Source organism: Paenibacillus germinis, from assembly GCF_013141785.1.
In the GTDB taxonomy this organism is placed as follows: domain Bacteria; phylum Bacillota; class Bacilli; order Paenibacillales; family NBRC-103111; genus Paenibacillus_E; species Paenibacillus_E phytorum.
Window position 1 is genome coordinate 75,495 of record NZ_WHOC01000012.1, and the last position, 20,559, is coordinate 96,053.

The following is a 20,559-nucleotide window of genomic DNA, read 5'->3' on the forward strand; positions in this document are numbered from 1 at the left end:
ACCCACCTTTTCCAAATTTGTTGGTATAGGTGTAAGTATAGGGGCTTATCCTGAAAAGAATCTGAGGCCTAGCTGAGGGATTGCTGAGTGTAGTTAGAGCAAAAAAACCTGCTGATGCATGTTGCATACAGTAGGTTTTTCAATAGGGTACTAGGGCAGCCTGTGTCGGCCACTGGCCCTCTTATTCAGCTGGTTTGGGTTGAACAACGACTGGAGTCGGAGCAACAGTAGTCTTCTCTGTAGGCGCAGTCTGTTTACCAATGAACAAGCTGAGCGGCAGCGCGGCTAGCACGATGAACGTGGCTAGTAAGTAAACATCATTTACACTCATCGTGAATGATTGCATCCCGATCTGTACCTTATCCTTCAAGCCGCTGCTGGCCAAATCTTTGGCATGCGTAGCTGTTTGAGTTGAAAGGACAGAAGTGAATAGGGCAATAGCAAAGGAGCCGAACACATTGCGCACCCAGTTGCTGATCGAGGTCGCATGACCGGACAACGTTCTCGGAATTTGCTCCATCCCAGCATTACTCGATGGCATAGTGGCAAAGGCGATCCCGAGGTTCCGAACGATCATCCAGAACACGATATAACCGCGAGATACATCGACACTTAGCCAGCTAAGCGTTAATGTCCCTATTGCGATTAAGGAAATACCGATGAATATGAGAATACGCGGGCCTATAATACTATATAGTTTACCCACAATTGGCATGCTTAATGCCATCACAAGTGAGGCAGGAAGCAGGATTAAGCCAGTATCAAGAGGCGTCACATGCTGAATATTTTGCAGAAATATAGGAGTCAAAAAAGTGCCTGAGTACAAACTAATCGTAACAATACTAGAGATAATTAGTGTTAGTGTATAACGTGAATTAGATAATACGCGAATATTCAACAGTGGTGTCTCTACGCGCAACTCTCTCCAAATGAAGAGCAGAAGTACGAGGATACCTAGCGCGAACAAGCCAACAACTTTACCTGAGGTCCATCCCCAAGCATGACCTTGAGAGAAAGCGACGAGTAAGGAAAGACTGCTCACGATGACTGTTAATAAACCAAGTAGATCAAACTTTTTCGGTACAGAAAGACGATAGTAAGGAATCAACTTAAATACGAGAACAATGGCAATGACGCCGACAGGTACGTTCATGAGGAACAACCAATGCCAGCTCCAATTTTGCAAAAGCCATCCGGCCAAGGTAGGCCCAATAGCAGGAGCCATCATGGCAGACAAGGACCAAAGGGAAATCGCAATCGGCTGTTTATCCCGCGGTATCACTTGGTACACAATGGTCATGGTCGCCGGCATGATGAGTCCGCTGAAGGCGCCTTGCGCAATACGGAAGGCAATGAGAGAAGGAGCGTCCCAAGCGACCGCGCATAAAAAGGAAAACACCGTAAAGCCCGCGAGTGCCGTGGCATACAGAAGCTTATAGCTGAATCGCTCACCCAAATAGCCTGTAATTGGGGCGATCGTACCGCTAGCGAGCATAAAGCCTGTAATCGTCCATTGAATTTTGCTTAAATCAGTATGAAAATGATCACTTAAAATCGGTATCGCAATATTAATTGTACTCATACTCAGGATCGCAACGAACGACCCGAAGAAAATAGCAATCATGATCGGCCAGAAACGCACTTGCTGTAATTCATCCTTGCTCAAAGTAATACCTCCACTCTATCCATTGATCTTATCTGTAGTATTCTCTATAATTTGAATGAAAATTATCATACTACCAAATGATCGTATATGTCAATAATGACATAACAAAGGAGTGGCTATGAATACCCTTTCATATGGCTTACTAAGCCTTTTAACCAGAAATTCCCGAACGGGCTATGAACTAACGCAAAATATTCAGCCATTTTGGCAAGCGAAGCATAGTCAAATCTACCCTCTCCTCGCCCAATTAGAACAGAAAGGGTACGTTGAATTTGTGCATGTTCCTCAGTCGGATAAACCGGATAAAAAGGTGTACTCCTTAACGGATAATGGCAGGGAGGCACTCAAGAAATGGATTGCAGAGCCTACAGATGAGCCCGTCGTAAGGGATGAGTTGGCACTGAAAGTATTCTGTATTGGCCTAGTTGATAAAGAACAAGCACGGAAAGTACTTCATGAGCGTGAGGTATACTACCAGAAGAAGAAAGAGAAGTTCGCACAATCTTCTGAACGAATTAAACAAGATAGTGTTAAACCAGTCGAGGAACTGGAGATCCATGATCCATTATTCGGGATATATGTGCTGGTCCAGAAAGCAACGCTGAAAGTAGACGCAGATCTGGCCTGGTGTGAGTGGATGAAGTCTAAGCTGAAATAATTGCTAACGAGTTTAGATTTATTTAAGGATTAATTTAGCAGGGTTTTAGACTAGAGAAGTAAGATAACAGAAGGAGTGATGAACATAAACGGGGGCTGTATATGAGTAAAAAGTTAGGGATTTTCTTTGTGATCATCATCATAGGCGTGGCGATTGCCGCATTATTCCCCTACGTCACCTTGAATCCGGCCGACAGCCGAGTCAAGCTAAATACGGCATTTTCCCTACACTATACCGTACTTGTTCTACATATTGGATTCGCGTTCGTTGCGCTCGTTAGTGGATTATTTCAATTTCATAAGCGCTTCCGCACCAACTATCCGGCATGGCATCGAGCTTTGGGGCGCGTGTATGTCGTAAGCGTTATGATAGGCGGTCTCTTGGGACTCGTCATGACCTTGTATATCGAAAGCTTTACGAAGGCCATGGCATTTCTAGCGCTGAGTCTACTTTGGCTATTTACAACCTGGAAAGGCTTCCGTTACGCTGTCAAAAAACAATTTGATGAGCATCGTGTATGGATGATTCGCAGCTACGCTATTACACTCGTCGCCACATCGGCAAGGCTGATTGTCCCGATCTGTATTTTGCTGTATATCGCTAAAATGGGGTTCCATCTTCCCGCGGGCGGCCGTGAGCAAATGGTCGCTGACATTTTAGAAATAAACATCTGGATCGGTTTGCTTATCAATCTCATGGTTGTGGAATGGTTCCTGTTAAAACCTCGGAAAGGTAAGTGACCACTGAGATAACCCCCATTTTGAAGTTCGGTTAGGATATTTTCTTTAAAATAATGCGAAGGATATCTTCCGTTTCCAATTCATCCGTCATAATATGATCCTCAAAAACAGGGTCCATTAACGCGGCTACACACTTGTCCACTTGTTGGAATGTCCATCCCCCCGGTTCATCGCCACGCTTGGTTATACGTCTATGCAGTGTCTCCGCGGAAGCGCTAAGGCAGAAATGAAAGACACTCTTGTCCACACCTTTGAATCCATCATAGATATAGTCGAAATTTTGGCGTTTATATATGGTCATCGGCACAATGAGATGCTTGTTGTACGTCGATTTCAACTCAGCGGCAGCTTTGACCGTGAGAATCTTCCACAGCTCCATATCTTGAAAATCATCCGTTCGCTCATGGACGAGTCGATCCTCTACAGTAACTAGCTTTCTAAGCATATAACCGATCTCTTCCGGGTCAAAAATCATGCTGCCTGGAACTTGAGGGAGCAGCCCATTGGCGGCTGTCGTCTTTCCTGCTCCGAAAGCTCCATTGATCATGATAATCATGGTATCCCTCCTTATGTTAGATCAACTGCCAACCTCCTGAATGACCGTTTGGATCTTCTGCAGCCGGATATACTCGGACTTTTCCAGCTGAGGCCGGAAGTAGGCGTACAGATAGGCGGCGTCATGGAATTCCAGACCAGGGTAGCAAACAACCTCTTGTACGACTTGAGGGTTATCCATAATAACCTGCCACTCGCCTTTGCGGTCTGTTGGAGATATGGTAGATAAGACATGCTTTTTCGCTGCTAAGGTAGCATGAAGTTCAGGCCAAATGCATTCCCACGAGGGGCTGAAGATAACAGGCTCAGGGAACAGACGGCTTGCTTTGGCGATGGTCATCTCAATGCCCTCGATGTCGGCATCCCTCGCTGTTTTGATGGCCTCCGTCATGCCATCTAGCAGTCGGCGAAACCCAGAGTATCCCTGAGAGAGGACTTCATTCTGAAACGCATTTTCTGCTTCGATGGTGGGAAGCGTTTTGAAATCTTCGTATGTATGATTGTCCATATAGTATGTACCCCCAAACAGTTCCTTTTCCAAAAATGTATCATAAATTTTTTTCCAATAAAAGCCTTTACATATGAAATTGCCCTCTTTGGTTTAAATTCAGTTTATAAATGTCCCTTATGCTAATTTCATTCGAAGGAAATGGCAAAGGAGCGATTAGCAATGAGTAGTGAACCAAAGAAAGTAGCGTGGATTATAGTAGGACTAATGCTCGGAATGCTGCTTGGAGCCCTAGATCAGACGATCATCTCGACGGCAATGCCAACGGTTATTCGAGATTTGGGCGGGATTGCGATGTATAGCTGGGTGTTCTCTATCTACATGTTAACCTCGACGACTAGTATGCCCATCTTTGGGAAATTGGCGGACCTGTATGGTAGGAAACGTATTTACCTCGTAGGGATTGGTATTTTCGTAATAGGCTCTGCGCTATGCGGGCTGGCGACGAACATGACGGAGCTAATCATCTACCGCGGACTGCAAGGTATTGGCGCCGGTGCATTAATGCCGATTGCGATGACGATTATTGGCGATATTATGCCCGTAGAGAAACGTGGAAAAATGCAAGGTTTATTCGGCGGTGTAATGGCTTTGTCTAGCATAATTGGGCCAGCTATCGGCGGTTTTATCGTGGAACATTTGAACTGGAGCTGGATTTTCTATGTGAATCTTCCGTTTGGTATCGCAGCAATGGTGATTATCGGTTCAGCACTTAAAGAAAGCCGTACCAACGAAAAACGTTCCATAGACTGGTTAGGTGCACTCACATTAAGCGGAGCTATTGTTTCGGGGTTGCTCGGTCTGGTGCTAGGGGGCGATCCGGAGGCAGCGGGAAGCCTACATTATGCGTGGGGCTCTCCACAAATTATCGGCCTTTTCTCAGCGTGTGCCATTCTTCTGGGGCTATTCCTCTGGGTTGAAACCAAAGCTAAGGAACCAATGATCCCCCTGCATTTGTTCAAAAATAAAGTCATTTCCGTCACCAGCATGATTGCCGTTTTGATGAGTGTAGGTATGTTCGGTGCCATTACTTACATTCCTTTATTCGTGCAAGGCGTCATTGGCGTAAGCCCTTCGATTGCTGGTTATATCTTGACGCCTCTTATGTTATCCGTTGTGGCATCAGCCATTATTGGCGGAAGGATGTCGAGCAAAGTTTCCTATCGCACCTTAATAGGTACAGGGATGATTCTCATAGGTATCGGATTCACCTTCATGTCAACCATGGATGCAGGTACTTCCAAGCTCCTCATCATCCTCTATATGATTGTGGCTGGGCTAGGTATGGGCCTTATTATGCCAACACTAAACATTGCGGTGCAAGGTGAAGTCGGGGCGACTAGTCGCGGTATCGTAACATCGCTCATTCAGTTTTTCCGTTCCATTGGGGCAACGGTGGGGGTGAGCATCATGGGGGTCATGATGACGAATCGAATGGCAGATGGCCTTTCCGGTATGGGCGAAAAGTTCCGCCAAATCCCTGCGGAGCAGCTTAAACAATTCGCCAATCCACAGCTGCTGCTGGATGCGAATGCGCGATTGAAGCTGCCTGCCGACATTTTGACAGAGCTGCAGCAAGTATTTGTTCATGGTTTGAGCGGTATATTTTTGGCAGGGAGTCTCATTGTTTTTGCCGGAGTTATCATCACCTTCTTCTTAGGTAAGGCAAGGATGCTACCGCAAGTGACAATGCCCATGGATAACGATGTACGACCGAATAAAGACTCGGTACTGCAGCAATCTGAATTCGTCTAAACCCGTTTGCTGTTGTATGCTAGAAGGAATAAGAATGAAACAAGGCTAAAAAAAAGGAAACAAGACTTAAAAAGCGAGGCTACAATATGGCACCCATTATGATCGTAGATGATGATCCTTATATACGTGAGCTAGTCCGCGTCTTCATGCTGAAAGAAGGCTTCGATGTCATCGAAGCCTCAGACGGCGCAGATGCGCTCAAACAACTCGAAAGCGTCCAAGTCGATATGGTTATCATGGATATCATGATGCCGAATATGGACGGGTGGGAGCTGTGCAAAGAGCTGAGGGAGCATTACGATATCCCTCTGCTCATGCTCACCGCCAAAGGCGAAACCTCGCAGAAGGTCAAAGGCTTCGAGCTGGGCACCGACGATTACCTCGTCAAGCCATTCGAGCCTGTGGAGCTGGCGATGCGAGTGAAGGCGCTGCTGAAGCGTTACAAAATTGCTTCTTCCCAAACGGTTCAGGTCGGCGACCTGAGCATGAACCGCAAAACCTACGAAGTAACCGTAGGCTCCGAGAGCGTCACCTTACCGCTCAAAGAATTCGAGCTGCTCTATAAGTTGGCGAGCTACCCAGGCAAAACCTTCTCGCGTGACCAGTTGATCGAGCAGATTTGGGGCTTCGATTACGAAGGTAACGAACGCACCGTAGATGTGCACATTAATCGACTTCGCGAGCGCTTTCCCGAGGAGCGGCATGCTTTTCGGATCGCAACAATCCGTGGATTAGGCTATCGGATGGAGGTGCTGCGAACATGAGAATGAAGAAACGAAAGAGGTTAGTGAAGAGCAAAATGACAAAAGCTCAGCGGGTACGCGGTTTTTTGTCTGCTGTAAGCATTTTTGTGCTTATTATTCTTTATTGGTTGGCTGCCTTTTACGGGACAGAATGGCTATTTGTGTCTATCAACAAGCGCCCTTCAGCGGTCGTTGTCCAATTGATTAATTCGCTCGGCGGCATGTTTCTTTGGGGAATAACCATGGCCTTCCTAGGCAGGTTTTTCCGCAGTAAGCAGATGCTCTTCTTTAAAACGATGGTTCAGGCGATTCAAAGTATGTCTAGAGGGGATTTCAACGTGTCCGTCGATAATAATCCACATGGTGGTCCTTTCGTGGAGCTAGTGGATTCGATCAACAACATGGCCGTTGAATTAGGGCAGTTAGAGAAAATGAGGCAGGAATTCATCTCCAACGTATCCCACGAAATACAGTCGCCTCTGACCTCGATTAGCGGCTTCTCACGCGCTCTACAAAATGAACAGATTACACCTGCGGAACGTAAGCATTATCTAGAAATCATTGAGGCTGAGAGTACACGGCTATCCAAGCTTAGCGATAACTTATTGAAGTTATCATCCTTAGAATCGCAGCACCACCCGTTTGAGCCGAAAAGTTACCGGCTGGATAAGCAAATACGCAATCACATTCTAGCCTGCGAACCGCAGTGGGTGGATAAAGACATAGAAATGGATGTTGACCTAGAGGAGATTACGCTAATTGCTGACGAGGACCTGCTGAGCCAGGTATGGACCAATCTGATTCATAACGCTATCAAATTCACGCCTAATGGCGGAACGATTGGCGTTCATCTCACTAGCAGCGGGGAAGAAGTAATTATCCGAATTTCGAATAATGGGGCAGGCATTTCGGAGGAGGATCAAGCGCATATTTTTGAACGTTTTTATAAAGCGGATAAATCCAGAAATCGAACGTCTGGCGGTAATGGACTTGGCCTTTCTATCGTGAAGAAAATTACCGAAATGCATCAGGGAACTATTTTCGTAGTCAGTGCGCCGGAAGAGAAGACCACATTTACGGTTCGACTCCCGCTGCCAAAGTAAGTAGTTAACGCAAATAGAGACCCCCGCTTATCTATGATAACCGGAGGTCCCTAAGGATCAATAATGGTATTCAATTGTACCTACACAACTCCAATCAATCAACTAACGTTGCAAATTACGACATTACTTACGAACGGATCCTTTCCTCGAATAAACGCTATTCACATTTACCGTGTTGGATTCCCACATGCCCGATGAACGAAAAACCGTTCCCGCACCTTTTCTTCCGTCGTTTGAAGTAAAAGTGGGCATGTTTCGCTAACGTGGTCCATTGGACTATCCCCTTCCTAAGTTGAGAATATCCTGGCTCCTATCAGGGTGCCGTACCGTCTGTGCGGCTTGTCCTTCAAGTGGGCCTGCTCTTATAATAGCCCATTATTAAAATATTGTAAATATTCAGATTATTCGATAAAATCCTATTTTTGCCGACAAATTTAGGTTATTCGTTGAATTCCTTCCGTATACTTTGTTTTTAGGCGAAATCCTGATTTCTTGTTTGTGAGCGCTAAGTGAATCGGTAATCCAGGGCGGAACTCGAACTCACTTATTCAACACAATCAACCTTCCTTTTGAGGGTGACGTATCAACTACCTTCCTCCAGCACACGACATTCTTTGGACTGCTCGAACGCCATTTGATGCATAATATGCAGTTAATTTCGCTTCAGTTAGGCTTTTCGGTTCAATTTGCTGTATTACCTACATCAAATTTCCTTGAAACAGACCTTTTGGGCTCATTCGGGAGAAATTACCTGCACATTTTGCAGTAAATTCCTCCAACAAACGTTCAAATCGTAAATTTAGATGCACAAAATGCATGTAGTGTGATTTTAACTAACTACCTCTGTGTAACTTGCCCCGAAAATCGGTTTAATGGCAAGAAACCGTCGAAACATGCAGCTACTTCCGAGTTGCTTGCAGCTGGCTGAGAAGCTTTTTCGGAGCCGTCCGGGCATATCCTTCCATTATCAAGTCTTCGATTTCCTTCCAAGGGACCTTGTCGGTATCTGGAATCGAAACCCAGCCATGCTGTCCAATGTAGGGCGTTTTGTGGTAGGGTGTACCCTCTTGTTGGAGGAGGAACTCTTGTGTTGTCAGGTTCGTTTTGATAGCTGTAGATGGTTGACCATCCTTCTCGCCCATCATCACGAAGGGTTTATCTTTCACACGGAAGGTGATATGTCCGAAGCCATCCACCTTTTCTTCTACTTCAGGCAGTTCCATGCAGAAAGCCCTAACCTTGGCGACCAATTCTAAGCCTTTGATGCTTACAAGCTGATGTATCATACAAAGCACTCCTTATTAATTTTATAAAAGAGGACGAGAGAATTCCTTGAACCTTGTGCCTTGGTACGTTAGTGTTCCCTGGTCACCCTCTACGATATAACCAAACTGCTCCCGCCCCACCTCTAACTCGAGCCTACTTCGATCTTCAAATTCAAAGGTGGCATAATAACTTGTGCTTGCACTTGAATCTCCAGAACCACCGCTGACATGCATTCTTTTGGCTACGACCTTACAGTTCAGGCTTTGGATGGGGGAGGCATTATTGGATGACCATGCCATAAGTGATTTAATAATCAAAATGATAAAAGTGCCAATGATGAGAACGAGTACAGACGTAAAGATAATTAGAAAAAGATCTCCGCCATTTCCACCAGGAAAAGGCCCCATGTTAAATCCAGATGACATGTCTTTCACTCCTTAGTGTAAACATATTCCCGATTTTCTAGAGAAATCGTTTAACGAATCGGTAACCCGTCTCATGAAAGCCTAATGGCTCATTGGTGGCCCGTGACTCATCGTTCTTCTCTGATCCAGTGATCCACCACATACCAGAGCAGGCATGCTTACTGGTTAGCTGCTCGGCATAGCTTTTTAATTTATCTGCGGCTGCTTGACGGCTCTTCGTTTCATCTACAGAAATGACGGAGATTTCACTGAATTTCAAAATCATATCGGAGCCATGGCGAATACGGAAGCCTAATGTACCGAGAATTTGATTCTTCTCCTCATACACATAAAGTGATTCATCCGGGTTCTCACGCATAAAATGCAGCCTATTTTCAATGTGTAAAGGTGAAATGGCCTTGCCGGTACGCTCAGAAACAAAGCTGCTAATTTGTTTGGTATCTTGGGATGTAGCCTCACGAATGGTATACGTCATAGTCGTCCTTCTTTCTATAATCCAATGATTCTGCTAATTATACCATATATTGGAACATAAGTTCTATATTTGCTTGAAAATCTCCTTTTCAATCGTACTTCATCTACGATGTGCAATGGAAAGTAGTGAGAAACTAAAACAAAAGTGGTTGAGCAGGAAATACATTCTGCTCAACCACTTTTCGTACTAAATCTTATTGGAAAGCTAAAAAGAATGCGATTACGCTTGAGCGTGGATCGTATTCAAAGTTGTGCGATTGCTCGCTTGCACGAGCTTGATCAGAAGTTCCTTCGCGGCGGCATAATCATCCACGTGAAGAATGGACGCGGATGTATGAATGTAGCGCGCGCAAACACCGATGACGGCAGAGGGAATGCCGCTGCCTTGTACGTGCACCTGTCCGGCGTCTGTCCCGCCCGCCGAGATGAAGTACTGATACGGAATCTTATGCGTCTCCGCCGTATCAAGAATGAACTCGACCATCCCACGTTGTGTGATCATTGTGGGATCAAAGATACGCAGCAGCGCCCCGCGCCCTAGCTGCCCAAAGGCATTGCGGTCGCCGGTCATATCCCCGGCGGCGCTGGCATCCAGCGCGTAGAACAAGTCCGGCTGGATGAGATTCGCAGCCGTCCGTGCGCCGCGCAGGCCGACCTCTTCCTGTACGGTCGCACCGGCGTACAGGACATTCGGGAGCTTCGGCCCGCCGTGAAGCTCCTTCATCAGCTCAATCGCCAGGCCGACGCCGTAGCGATTGTCCCAAGCCTTGGCCATAATCCGTTTCGGATTGGCCAGGGGTGTGAATGGGCAGATGGGAACAATCTGCTGCCCGAGACGAACGCCGATGCGCTGCGCATCGGCTTTATCTTCAGCGCCGATGTCAACATACATCGTCTTGATGTCTGCAGGCTTGCTGCGGGCCGCTTCGTCCAGCAAGTGCACGGGCACCGAGCCGATTACGCCGATGATCGGCCCTTGATCCGTCATTATCTGCACGCGCTGCGCGGGCAGTACTTGACTGAACCAGCCGCCGAGCGGCTGGAACTTGATGGTGCCATGCTCCGTGATGCCGCTCACAAGGAAGCCGACCTCGTCGAAATGGCCGGCCACCATGATCTTAGGGCCTGTTTCGTCGCCGCGAAGAATACCGAACAAGCTGCCGAGTCCATCCTGAACGAACTCGTCTGTATATTTCTCCAATTCACCGCGAACAAACTTGCGGATTTCTCGCTCAAAACCGGGCGCTGCTTGCATTTCAGTCAGCGTACGAAAAAGCTCTAACGTTTCTGTATTCATGTGGGGTTCCTCACTTTATCGAAATAGGCTTTAGTTCGAATATGAGATCTATTTTACCATAATGGAGAAAAAAATGGATTTAAGGCAATTCCCCTCTTTACAAAACTAATGACATTAGTTATTATACTAATATAAATAGTAAACGGGAGGCGTTATTATGAAAATTACACGTATTGGTTCTTTGTATCAACTGGCTTTTATGCCGAGATTGTTTCCGGTGAATTGTTACTTGGTGGAGGAAGAGAATGAATTAACGCTTATTGATGCGGCGTTGCCTTTCAGTGTCAAAGGTATTCTTCAAGCCGTAGAACAGATTGGAAAACCGCTCACTCGCATCGTCCTTACCCATGCACATGGAGACCATATTGGAGCACTTGACGGTTTGAAAAAGGCGCTGCCAAATGTTAAGGTCTATATCTCAAGAAGAGATGCCAAGCTGCTGGCGGGCAGCAAAGAATTAGAAGCTGGCGAACCGAATTCGCCGATTAAGGGAGATGTTCCTAAGTCTGTACTGACGAAGCCGGATGTACTGCTTGAGGATGGCGACCGTGTAGGATCGCTGCAAGCTGTATCAGCTCCTGGGCATACGCCAGGGATGATGGCTTTCCTAGATGTGCGCAGTCGGGCATTGATTGCTGGGGACGCTTTTCAAGTTCGTGGCGGTGCAGCGGTCTCGGGCGTTATGAAATTCTGGTTTCCGTTCCCAGCGATGGCGACGTGGAATAAAGACGTGTCGTTGGAAAGCGCACGCAAGTTGAGACAGCTAGAGCCAAGCCTTCTGGCCGTCGGACACGGAAGGATGATTGAGCAGCCGATCCCAACCATGGATCGTATTTTGGAAGAAGCAGCTAAAAAGTTTCATACAGATGCAGCAACAATTTAGAGACAGAGAAGAGGCACTTTCGTGGCATATAGACAGGGGTTAGACGCAGAGACTGTACTCCAAGCAGCAATTGAAATGGCCGATTTACAAGGTGTTGAGCAGCTGACACTAGCCGCATTAGCTGCTAAATTGAACGTAAAAACACCGTCACTTTACAATCATATCAAAGGCTTGCCTGATCTCAGAAAGCAGCTTTCACGACGCGGCCTCGTACTCATTAAAGAAGCGATGGTCGAGGCTGTTATTGGCAAAGCCGAAGATGACGCGCTGCTGGCGGCAGGTTTCGCCTACGTCATGTTCGCTAGGAAGCAGCCGGGATTATACGAGGCAATCTCCTCATTGCCTGACTACGAGGATCCTGAGTTGAAAGAGGCAGGAAGCCAAGTTGTGCTTTTCTTGCTGCGCATTTTAGAGCCATATGGACTCAGTGAAGAAGATGCACTGCATGTGGTACGCGGATTTCGGAGCATGGTGCATGGCTTTGCCTCACTCGAACATAGAAACGGCTTCCGAATGGAGCTGGAAAGAGACGAGAGCCTGCGGCGTTTGCTTCAAACATATTTAAGAGGATTACGAGTAGCGGTGAAATGAGAATAAGCGCGAGGGGCCGTGGTGGCTTCTTGCGCTTTTTTTGATTGTATGTTTTGGGATGGGGGATAAGCGAGGCTTAGCCTCTATTCAGCTTGGTTAGCTATGTATTTTGCTGGATGATATTTGGTAAGTATAGTTTAATTGCGGAGTATATGTTTGTTTTTCTGGTTTGGGACAAGTGGGCTGTCGATTGGATCTCAGTTCGATTCTAGAGTTATTTCAGCAGCTTCGTAAAAATAGATGGACTATTGTGGCTACCAATGTTGTAATTTTTACAACAAATCACACGGCAAAAGGCTATTCTGCAAGTAGAAGTTGTAGTTTGTACAACATTTCAAGCCCATTTGTTGCGAAATAGCCTGTATGGGGCTAAATTGTTGTACAGTATGCAACATCGAAGGTGGAAAGGCGGGATTTAGGCATTAATTGTTGTATTTTCTACAACATCATTCGGCCGAGAATGTGAATTCCTGCGTAACTTGCTTAAAACCAACTTTGACAAACTAGTTCCTTCAAAAGGACGGCTTAAGTCACTATCCTTGTAACAAGTTGGGTTTCGCGCAAGATTCCACCTGTAGGCCCGAATCCACAAACCCCATATCAATTGCACGCCATAAATATAACGAGGCAAAGCTGCGATAAGGCGCCCAGTTCGGCGCAACTTCGCCTAAGTAGTTACCATCCTTGCGATCGGCAAGGGTATGCAGCCATTTGGCCGCACGTTGGAGGCCGGCATCGCCAATGGACATGACATCGGGTCTGCCTAATGTGAAAATGAGGAACATTTCCGCCGTCCAGGCGCCGATGCCTTTGACACTTGTGAGCTGTTTGAGCAGCTCTGTGTTATCTAAATCTTGTAGATTGTCGAGTGCCACCTCGCCGGTTATCACCTTTGTGCTGAGGTCCCGGATGTAGCGGATTTTGGGATAGGAGACCCCGCATTGCCTGATGGCCTCCTCTTCCGCAGCGAGCACAAGCTCAGGCGTGACGTTCGGTATAACGAGCTTCACTCTGGCTTTAATCGTTGCAGCGGCTTTTGCAGAGAGTTGTTGGGAAATAATCGACATTACGAGCGACTCAAAGGGCTTGTAGCTGGGTGTGAGTATAAGATCACCGATCAGTACAATGAGACTAGCCAGCTTGCTGTCTGCTTGGGAAAAGGCAATTATCGCAGGATGCATTTTATTCAATAATATTGTAGTTACCTCAGGCTGGATAGACTGGTTTGATTCCTCAAATTCCGTAGTTTCCATGGCGAGAAAACCTCCTTAGGTTCAGTATTTCCATCATAATGGTCATCAGGCAATTCAGCCTAGCTAAATTTATAAAAAATCTGCTGGTGATATGAAAACTTATCCAATTGTACGCGCTTTTAGTATAATGAAAGCAAGATAGGGATAGAAGGAGAACCGAGCTTTGATGAGGGATGATAATCGAACAATATCCAGGAGAAATGTGGGCATTTTTGCGCACGTGGATGCGGGTAAGACGACGACGACAGAGCATATTCTTTATCATAGCGGGCGAATTCGTGCGCTTGGTAGTGTAGATAACGGGACGGCACAGACCGATTCTATGGATGTGGAAAGAGAGCGGGGGATTTCGGTTCGCAGCGCGACGACCTCTTTTTCATGGAAGGATACGTTGATTAATCTTGTAGATACGCCAGGACATGTCGATTTCTTGTCTGAGGTGGAGCGTTCACTTCGGGTGATGGACGGGGCTATTCTTATTGTTTCAGCGGTAGAAGGCGTGCAGTCACAGACGGAAATGATCTGGCACACGCTGCAATCCCTCCAGATACCAACTTTGCTGTATATGAATAAAATGGACCGTGTCGGCGCGGATCCCGAGCGTGTGCTGCGCGATATTCACAAGCAGCTCACCGAGATGGCGGTGCCGATCTATGCACCGCTTGGCCAGGAGGACACGTTCCGCGGTGCGGTGAACGTGTTGGATGCGGCGGATGCGGACGCCGCGGATGGGGTGCGCGGATTCGACTTGGCATCCGCGGTGGAGAAGTTATCGGAGCTCGACGAGCGGATGCTCACGAGCTACATCGAAGGCGCGCCCGTCGATGCGCGCGAGGTGAAAGCAACCCTGCAGCGGTATGCGCGGCAGGGGGAGGCTTTTCCTTTGCTGGTGGGCGCCTCCAGCAAGGGGCTCGGTATCAAGGAGCTGATGGAAGCGATCCTTGATTATTTGCCTGGGCCGAGTGGCTCTGCGGAGCAGCCGCTTTCGGCCGTGGTGTTCAAGGTCGAGCGGGACAAGACCATGGGGAGAATGGCGTACGTCCGCCTCTACGAGGGGACGATCCGCAACCGGGACACCGTCGTCAATGTCACGCAGGGCGTGGAGGAGAAGGTGACCCAGATCCGCAAAATCGACGGCCGAAAAGCCGAAGATATCGGGTTTGTTACGGCTGGCGATATTGCGGCCGTTTGCGGCTTGACACAGGTGCGGATCGGCGATGTGCTGGGCCGGGCAGATAGTGTGCCGCCTGCGCCGCAGATGGCGGTTCCGCTCTTGACTGTGCAGGTCTATGCCGAGAGCGAGGCGCAATATCCGGCGCTCGTCGCAGCGTTGCAGGAGCTGACGGACGAGGATCCGCTGCTCGATCTGCAGTGGCTGCAGGAGGAGCGCGAGCTGCATGTGAAAGTCATGGGCGCGATTCAGCTCGAGATTCTCACGAGTCTCTTGAGCTCGCGCTTTGGTCTCCAAGTAAGGTTCGACCAACCTTCCGTGATCTACAAAGAAACGCCTTCGCAAGTGGGCGAAGGCTTCATTGCCTATACGATGCCCAAGCCGTGCTGGGCGATCTTGCGCTTCCATATCGAGCCAGGGGCGCCGGGCAGCGGGCTCGTGTATGAGTCGCTGGTACGCGGCGAGCATCTGCTCGTGCAGTACCAGAACGAGGTAGAGCGCCGCGTGCCGGAGGCGCTTCAGCAAGGGCTGCTCGGTTGGGAAGTCACCGATTTGAAGGTGACGCTCACCTATGGCGAGCATCATGTGTGGCACACTCACCCGCTTGACTTCGCTGTCGCTACGCCGATGGGCATCATGCAAGGTCTTGCGCAGACGGGCACGACGCTGCTCGAACCGATGCTGCAAGTTCGCATTACCGTGCCTGAAGAGTTCGGAGGCAAGGTGCTCAGCGACCTTGTGCAGATGAGAGCGGCTTTTGATCCGCCGCAAATTACCGGAGGCAGATTCGTAGTCGAGGGTCGTCTGCCCGTGGCTACGTCACTGGAATATCCAGTGAAGCTGAGTGCAATGTCAGGCGGACGAGGAGTGATAACTTCCTCTTTCGCAGGCTATCAGCCAAGTCCGCCGGACGTTCATGCGGAGCGTAAGCGGCGTGGAGTCAATCCGCTGGATCAGTCGAAGTATATTTTAGCTGTGCGTAAGGCGTTGTCGACCTAAGTTAGCTGGATGATCATAGTCATTGACATGATGTGCTTGCCTCAGTACAATGAAGGTAAGTTAATAACATGTGACGGAGCACAGGAGACTCACTTGGATTGCCCATTGAATATCATTGGCAATACTTGGTGAGTTTTTTTGCTGTCATTTCCGCTCATTCTGGGATAGGTACAGTTGTTCATTTTAAAGAAACGGGGGTGATGGTTATGTCTTTAGAAGAGCAGTGTATTTTACCGGCCATTCGCAAAATGAGAGACCTAGAGAAGCTATTTAAGTCTAATTATACGTATATTGTTCTGTTGGATTGTCATATTGGGCAGTTGAAAAGCATCGTGGATCTGGGCAAAGCAAACGGAAAGAAGCTGCTGCTGCACGCTGATTTAATAGAAGGGCTCAAAAACGACGACTATGCGGCGGAATTTCTGTGTCAGAGCATTCGTCCTGCCGGTATCATTTCGACGCGGGGGAATGTGATTATGAAGACGAAACAGAATGGCTTGATCGCCATTCAGCGGCTTTTTCTCCTAGACAGCAGTGCCTTGGATAAAAGCTACACGCTTTTGGAAAGGACGAAACCAGATTTCATTGAGGTGCTTCCCGGTATTATTCCGCACATTATCACGGAAGTGAAGGAGCGTTCGGGCATTCCTATTTTTGCAGGAGGACTCATTCGCACAGTGGAGGATGTGGAGCTTGCGCTAGGAGCTGGAGCAACGGCAGTCACTACATCGAATACGGAGCTGTGGCAGCATTATCATCAATGATCCTGAACATTTGGAGGCAAGGTAATGGCAATTACGGGGACAAAACCTTCTTATATCCTTTCCCTTGATCAGGGAACAACAAGCTCTAGGGCTATTTTATTTAATCAAAAAGGGAGTATTGTGCATACAGCCCAGAAGGAATTTAAGCAGTATTTTCCTAAGCCAGGTTGGGTGGAGCATGATGCGAACGAAATTTGGTTATCCATTCAGGGCGTCATTGCTGCGGTTCTATCGGAGTCTGGGGTGCAGCCTGCTGAGATCGCGGGAATTGGGATCACCAACCAACGGGAAACAGCGGTTGTCTGGGATCGGTACACAGGGATGCCTGTGTATCATGCGATTGTGTGGCAGTCTAGGCAGACGGCTGATATTTGTGAAGCGCTGAAAGCGCAGGGGCTCAGCGACCTGTTTCGGAAGCGTACGGGGCTGCTGATTGATGCGTATTTTTCGGGGACCAAAATCAAGTGGATTCTCGATCACGTTGACGGTGCCAGAGAGAAGGCGGAACGTGGGGATTTGCTTTTTGGGACGATGGATACGTGGCTGATCTGGAAGCTGACAGGCGGGAAAGCGCATGTGACGGACTATTCGAACGCTTCGCGCACGCTCATCTATAACATTCACGAGCTGAAGTGGGATGAAGAGCTGCTGGGTCATTTGGACATACCAGCTTCCATGCTGCCGGATGTTCGCTCCTCTTCTGAGGTGTATGGTTATACGCAGGAAAGCTTCTTTTTTGGTTCGGCGATTCCAATTGCGGGTGCGGCAGGGGATCAGCAGGCGGCTTTGTTCGGGCAAGCTTGTTTTGAAAAAGGGATGGCCAAAAATACGTATGGCACCGGATGTTTTATGTTGATGAATACGGGTAATCACGCGATTCCATCGCGCAGCGGACTTTTGACCACCATTGCTTGGGGATTGAACGGGAAAGTGGAGTACGCGCTGGAAGGCAGTATTTTTGTGGCGGGATCGGCGATTCAGTGGCTGCGGGACGGGCTGCGGATGATTAAATCGGCGAAGGATAGTGAAGAGTACGCGAAGCGCGTTGCTTCAACGGATGGTGTGTATGTGGTACCGGCGTTTGTCGGACTAGGTACGCCATATTGGGACAGCGACGTTCGGGGCGCGGTATTCGGGCTCACTAGGGGGACGTCGAAGGAGCATTTTATTCGGGCAACGCTTGAATCACTCGCTTATCAGACCAAGGATGTGCTGCAAGCAATGGAGGATGATTCCGGCATTCAGCTCACGAAGCTGCGGGTTGATGGTGGTGCTGTGAAGAACGACTTCCTTATGCAGTTTCAAAGCGACATGCTGGGTGTGACGGTTGAGCGTCCGGTGATTAGTGAGACGACGGCGCTTGGCGCGGCTTTTCTGGCGGGTCTGGCTGTAGGTTTTTGGAAGGATCAAGCGGAGATTGCGGCGCAGTGGCAGGTGGATGAGGCTTTTGAACGGGAAATGGAAGCTGAGCTTCAGGAGAGTTTGTATGACGGTTGGAAAAAAGCAGTAAATGCAGCAATGGCTTTCAAATAAGCGTGTGCAATGATATACTTATAACAAGTTAATATTCGGTTGGAGACTAGGAGAAGCCACAGCGGCCTATACGTGTAAACGTGTTAGGTATGTTGTGGTTTTTTTATTTTATATCCGCGAGGGAGAGATTGAGATGACGAAGGAACTTAAGCAAACCAATAATATAGGGCAACAACAGGGGTTTAATGCGCTAAAAAGAACAGAAATGCTGCAGACCATGTCAGAGCGAAAGCTTGATCTGATCGTAATTGGTGGGGGGATTACAGGAGCAGGCATTGCGCTCGATGCACAAAGCAGAGGGCTTCGCACCGCGTTGATTGATATGCAGGACTTCGCTGCGGGGACGTCGAGCCGCTCGACTAAGCTGGTTCACGGCGGGCTGCGCTATCTCAAACAGTTGGATGTGAAGGTTGTTGCTGAGGTCGGTAAAGAGCGTGCGATTGTGTATGAAAATGGGCCGCATGTGACGACACCGGAGTGGATGCTGCTGCCTTTCTATAAAGGGGGCACGTTCGGGAAGCTGTCCACCTCGCTGGGTCTGCGGGTTTATGATTTCTTGGCAGGTGTCAAAAGATCGGAGCGCCGCAAAATGTTTCGCCCAGAGGAAACCCTCACTCATGAGCCTCTTTTGAAGAAGAAGGATCTCAAAGGCGGCGGCTACTATGTGGAATACCGCACAGATGATGCGCGTTTAACTATTGAGGTTATGAAAAAGGCTGTTGAACTGGGTGCTTTGGCGGTGAATTACGCTAAGGTTGAAGAGCTGCTGATGGAGAATGGCAAGCTGGTTGGTGTACGTGTGGTGGATCAGATTGCTGGCGAAAAGAAGTCATACTCGCTGTACGCAAGTAAGATTGTTAATGCGGCTGGGCCATGGGTCGATACGCTGCGCGAGATGGACCGCTCCAAGCATGGCAAGACGCTGCACCTGACCAAAGGGGTGCATCTGGTATTCGATCAGAGCAAGTTCCCGCTGCGGCAGGCGATTTATTTTGATACGCCGGACGGGCGGATGGTGTTTGCCATTCCGCGGGAAGGCAAAACCTACATCGGGACGACGGACACGAATTACAAAGGGGATATCGCGAATCCCCGTATTACAGAAGCGGATCGCGCTTATGTGCTGCGCGCCGCGAACGAGATGTTTCCGTCCCTCGGGTTGACGGAAGCGGACGTCGAATCGAGCTGGACCGGGCTGCGCCCTCTGATCCATCAAGAGGGCAAAGATCCTTCTGAGATTTCGCGCCGCGACGAAATCTTCGTGTCTGACTCCGGCCTCATCTCGATGGCCGGGGGCAAGCTGACCGGCTACCGCAAAATGGCGGAGTCGGTCGTGGACAAGATCGCCGCCATGCTGCTGGCGGAGGGCAAGGTCTCGGCGGCGCTGCCGCCGAGCCGCACTCGGACGCTGCCGATCTCCGGCGGCGATGTGGGCGGCTCCGCGAAGCTGGCGCCGTTCTTGCGGGGCAAGGCCAGCCAAGGCCTGCGGCTGGGGCTGACCGAGGCAGAGGCTGCTCTGCTCGCGCGCAGGTACGGCTCCAACGTGGACGCCGTGTTCGAGCTGCTGGAGCAGCACCGGGCTGAGGCGGCGCAGCGGGGCATGCCCGCCGCTGTGCTCGCTGCGCTCGTGTACGCGATCGAGCGCGAGATGGTCGTGAAGCCGGCGGATTTCTTCATCCGCCGCACGGGTGCCCTCTTCTTCGACATCGCGTGGGCAAAGCAGTGGAAGGCGCCTGCGATCGCCTTCATGGCTGAGCGCTTCGGCTGGGACGAAGCGCAAACCGCAGCCTACACCGCTGAGCTGGAGCAGCTGCTCCATGAAGCGGTGAACCCGCTGGAGGCGTAAAGCTCCAACGGCACCAGGTATTTCAGTCGTTCCAGCCGTTCCGGCTGTTCTTGCTATTCCAGCTCTTCCTACTATATGCTCGACTGCTACTTTTCCCGCCAGTAATTCATTGTTAACTCCACGAGTCGGTCCATGCCCACTACTGGCCTTGAACGAGTATTGTTGTGTTGCACTTTGTACAACAATTTGGAGCAATTCGGGCCGAATTAGGCAAATTGTTGCAAAAAGTACAACAATTTGGCCGCATCTCGGAGGAAACGCGTGTTTTCAGCTGAAACTGTTGTACGAAATACAACTTTTTAGCCTAAGGTAGGGGAGAAGAGGAAATA

At 48.9% G+C, this 20,559-nt stretch carries 19 protein-coding genes; 11 read left to right on the plus strand and 8 right to left on the minus strand.

Translation table 11 applies throughout. From position 1 onward, the window contains the following. Window positions 1-181: 181 nt before the first annotated feature. A complete protein-coding gene (locus GC102_RS01950; protein ID WP_246320693.1) occupies window positions 182-1,666 on the minus strand; it encodes a DHA2 family efflux MFS transporter permease subunit in 1,485 nt (494 codons plus the stop codon). A 118-nt stretch (window positions 1,667-1,784) separates the two neighbouring features. Between GC102_RS01950 and GC102_RS01955 the strand changes: the two genes are divergently transcribed. Then, window positions 1,785-2,324: a PadR family transcriptional regulator gene (locus tag GC102_RS01955; protein ID WP_171687995.1), complete on the plus strand. Its 540-nt coding sequence runs from the start codon at window positions 1,785-1,787 to the stop codon at window positions 2,322-2,324. Between the two features lie 101 nt (window positions 2,325-2,425). Next, window positions 2,426-3,064, plus strand: a complete 639-nt coding sequence (locus tag GC102_RS01960) for a DUF2306 domain-containing protein (RefSeq protein ID WP_171687996.1) — start codon at window positions 2,426-2,428, stop codon at window positions 3,062-3,064. Window positions 3,065-3,095: 31 nt separating this feature from the next. On the opposite strand, the gene GC102_RS01965 is transcribed toward GC102_RS01960, so the two are convergent. Continuing rightward, window positions 3,096-3,620, minus strand: coding sequence for an AAA family ATPase (locus GC102_RS01965; RefSeq protein ID WP_171687997.1), 525 nt, complete (start codon window positions 3,618-3,620; stop codon window positions 3,096-3,098). 21 nt (window positions 3,621-3,641) lie between these two features. After that, the gene (locus tag GC102_RS01970; RefSeq protein WP_171687998.1) at window positions 3,642-4,127 is read right to left on the minus strand and encodes a hypothetical protein; all 486 of its coding nucleotides are present in this window, start codon (window positions 4,125-4,127) and stop codon (window positions 3,642-3,644) included. 162 nt (window positions 4,128-4,289) lie between these two features. Here GC102_RS01970 and GC102_RS01975 point away from each other — a divergent pair, with 162 nt between their 5' ends. From GC102_RS01975 to GC102_RS01985, 3 genes are all read left to right on the plus strand, one after another. Continuing rightward, window positions 4,290-5,882 (plus strand): MDR family MFS transporter, encoded by a 1,593-nt coding sequence (locus tag GC102_RS01975; RefSeq protein ID WP_171687999.1) that lies wholly within the window; start codon window positions 4,290-4,292, stop codon window positions 5,880-5,882. 86 nt (window positions 5,883-5,968) lie between these two features. Next, a complete protein-coding gene (locus tag GC102_RS01980; protein WP_171688000.1) occupies window positions 5,969-6,646 on the plus strand; it encodes a response regulator transcription factor in 678 nt (225 codons plus the stop codon). Next, window positions 6,643-7,728 (plus strand): sensor histidine kinase, encoded by a 1,086-nt coding sequence (locus GC102_RS01985; RefSeq protein ID WP_312883142.1) that lies wholly within the window; start codon window positions 6,643-6,645, stop codon window positions 7,726-7,728. The genes GC102_RS01980 and GC102_RS01985 overlap by 4 nt, the downstream gene beginning before the upstream one ends. A gap of 899 nt (window positions 7,729-8,627) precedes the next feature. Here the strand turns inward: GC102_RS01985 and GC102_RS01990 are convergent. The 4 genes from GC102_RS01990 to GC102_RS02005 all read right to left on the minus strand — a co-directional run bounded on the left by GC102_RS01990 (window position 8,628) and on the right by GC102_RS02005 (window position 11,190). Further along, on the minus strand, window positions 8,628-9,014 hold the full coding sequence (locus tag GC102_RS01990) for an MmcQ/YjbR family DNA-binding protein (RefSeq protein WP_171688001.1): 387 nt from the start codon (window positions 9,012-9,014) through the stop codon (window positions 8,628-8,630). Between the two features lie 21 nt (window positions 9,015-9,035). After that, window positions 9,036-9,419, minus strand: a complete 384-nt coding sequence (locus tag GC102_RS01995) for a DUF2500 domain-containing protein (protein ID WP_171688002.1) — start codon at window positions 9,417-9,419, stop codon at window positions 9,036-9,038. A gap of 37 nt (window positions 9,420-9,456) precedes the next feature. Then, a complete protein-coding gene (locus GC102_RS02000; protein ID WP_171688003.1) occupies window positions 9,457-9,894 on the minus strand; it encodes a GNAT family N-acetyltransferase in 438 nt (145 codons plus the stop codon). A gap of 219 nt (window positions 9,895-10,113) precedes the next feature. After that, on the minus strand, window positions 10,114-11,190 hold the full coding sequence (locus GC102_RS02005) for a M42 family metallopeptidase (protein WP_171688004.1): 1,077 nt from the start codon (window positions 11,188-11,190) through the stop codon (window positions 10,114-10,116). Between the two features lie 157 nt (window positions 11,191-11,347). On the opposite strand from GC102_RS02005, the gene GC102_RS02010 reads away from it, so the two are divergent. Both GC102_RS02010 and GC102_RS02015 read left to right on the plus strand, forming a co-directional pair. After that, the gene (locus GC102_RS02010) at window positions 11,348-12,073 is read left to right on the plus strand and encodes an MBL fold metallo-hydrolase (RefSeq protein ID WP_171688005.1); all 726 of its coding nucleotides are present in this window, start codon (window positions 11,348-11,350) and stop codon (window positions 12,071-12,073) included. 21 nt (window positions 12,074-12,094) lie between these two features. After that, complete coding sequence (locus GC102_RS02015) at window positions 12,095-12,664, plus strand: TetR/AcrR family transcriptional regulator (protein ID WP_171688006.1); 570 nt, start codon at window positions 12,095-12,097, stop codon at window positions 12,662-12,664. Window positions 12,665-13,197: 533 nt separating this feature from the next. Here GC102_RS02015 and GC102_RS02020 read toward each other — a convergent pair. After that, window positions 13,198-13,917, minus strand: a complete 720-nt coding sequence (locus GC102_RS02020; RefSeq protein ID WP_246320694.1) for a DNA-3-methyladenine glycosylase family protein — start codon at window positions 13,915-13,917, stop codon at window positions 13,198-13,200. A gap of 166 nt (window positions 13,918-14,083) precedes the next feature. Between GC102_RS02020 and GC102_RS02025 the strand changes: the two genes are divergently transcribed. From GC102_RS02025 to GC102_RS02040, 4 genes are all read left to right on the plus strand, one after another. Next, window positions 14,084-16,087 (plus strand): GTP-binding protein, encoded by a 2,004-nt coding sequence (locus tag GC102_RS02025; protein WP_171688015.1) that lies wholly within the window; start codon window positions 14,084-14,086, stop codon window positions 16,085-16,087. A gap of 206 nt (window positions 16,088-16,293) precedes the next feature. Continuing rightward, a complete protein-coding gene (locus GC102_RS02030; RefSeq protein ID WP_171643902.1) occupies window positions 16,294-16,851 on the plus strand; it encodes a glycerol-3-phosphate responsive antiterminator in 558 nt (185 codons plus the stop codon). Between the two features lie 24 nt (window positions 16,852-16,875). Next, entirely contained in the window at window positions 16,876-18,384 is a 1,509-nt protein-coding gene (gene glpK / locus GC102_RS02035) for a glycerol kinase GlpK (RefSeq protein ID WP_171688007.1), read from the plus strand. 133 nt (window positions 18,385-18,517) lie between these two features. Continuing rightward, complete coding sequence (locus GC102_RS02040) at window positions 18,518-20,230, plus strand: glycerol-3-phosphate dehydrogenase/oxidase (protein ID WP_171688008.1); 1,713 nt, start codon at window positions 18,518-18,520, stop codon at window positions 20,228-20,230. Window positions 20,231-20,559 lie beyond the last annotated feature (329 nt).

Excerpts from the sequence above, each read along its gene's own strand:
- GC102_RS01955 (WP_171687995.1), top strand. The coding sequence starts at position 1,785 with ATGAATACCCTTTCATATGGCTTACTAAGCCTTTTAACCAGAAATTCC.
- GC102_RS01960 (WP_171687996.1), top strand. The coding sequence starts at position 2,426 with ATGAGTAAAAAGTTAGGGATTTTCTTTGTGATCATCATCATAGGCGTG.
- GC102_RS01965 (WP_171687997.1), bottom strand. The coding sequence starts at position 3,620 with ATGATTATCATGATCAATGGAGCTTTCGGAGCAGGAAAGACGACAGCC.
- GC102_RS01970 (WP_171687998.1), bottom strand. The coding sequence starts at position 4,127 with ATGGACAATCATACATACGAAGATTTCAAAACGCTTCCCACCATCGAA.
- GC102_RS01975 (WP_171687999.1), top strand. The coding sequence starts at position 4,290 with ATGAGTAGTGAACCAAAGAAAGTAGCGTGGATTATAGTAGGACTAATG.
- GC102_RS01980 (WP_171688000.1), top strand. The coding sequence starts at position 5,969 with ATGGCACCCATTATGATCGTAGATGATGATCCTTATATACGTGAGCTA.
- GC102_RS01985 (WP_312883142.1), top strand. The coding sequence starts at position 6,643 with ATGAGAATGAAGAAACGAAAGAGGTTAGTGAAGAGCAAAATGACAAAA.
- GC102_RS01990 (WP_171688001.1), bottom strand. The coding sequence starts at position 9,014 with ATGATACATCAGCTTGTAAGCATCAAAGGCTTAGAATTGGTCGCCAAG.
- GC102_RS01995 (WP_171688002.1), bottom strand. The coding sequence starts at position 9,419 with ATGTCATCTGGATTTAACATGGGGCCTTTTCCTGGTGGAAATGGCGGA.
- GC102_RS02000 (WP_171688003.1), bottom strand. The coding sequence starts at position 9,894 with ATGACGTATACCATTCGTGAGGCTACATCCCAAGATACCAAACAAATT.
- GC102_RS02005 (WP_171688004.1), bottom strand. The coding sequence starts at position 11,190 with ATGAATACAGAAACGTTAGAGCTTTTTCGTACGCTGACTGAAATGCAA.
- GC102_RS02010 (WP_171688005.1), top strand. The coding sequence starts at position 11,348 with ATGAAAATTACACGTATTGGTTCTTTGTATCAACTGGCTTTTATGCCG.
- GC102_RS02020 (WP_246320694.1), bottom strand. The coding sequence starts at position 13,917 with ATGGAAACTACGGAATTTGAGGAATCAAACCAGTCTATCCAGCCTGAG.
- GC102_RS02025 (WP_171688015.1), top strand. The coding sequence starts at position 14,084 with ATGAGGGATGATAATCGAACAATATCCAGGAGAAATGTGGGCATTTTT.
- GC102_RS02030 (WP_171643902.1), top strand. The coding sequence starts at position 16,294 with ATGTCTTTAGAAGAGCAGTGTATTTTACCGGCCATTCGCAAAATGAGA.
- glpK (WP_171688007.1), top strand. The coding sequence starts at position 16,876 with ATGGCAATTACGGGGACAAAACCTTCTTATATCCTTTCCCTTGATCAG.
- GC102_RS02040 (WP_171688008.1), top strand. The coding sequence starts at position 18,518 with ATGACGAAGGAACTTAAGCAAACCAATAATATAGGGCAACAACAGGGG.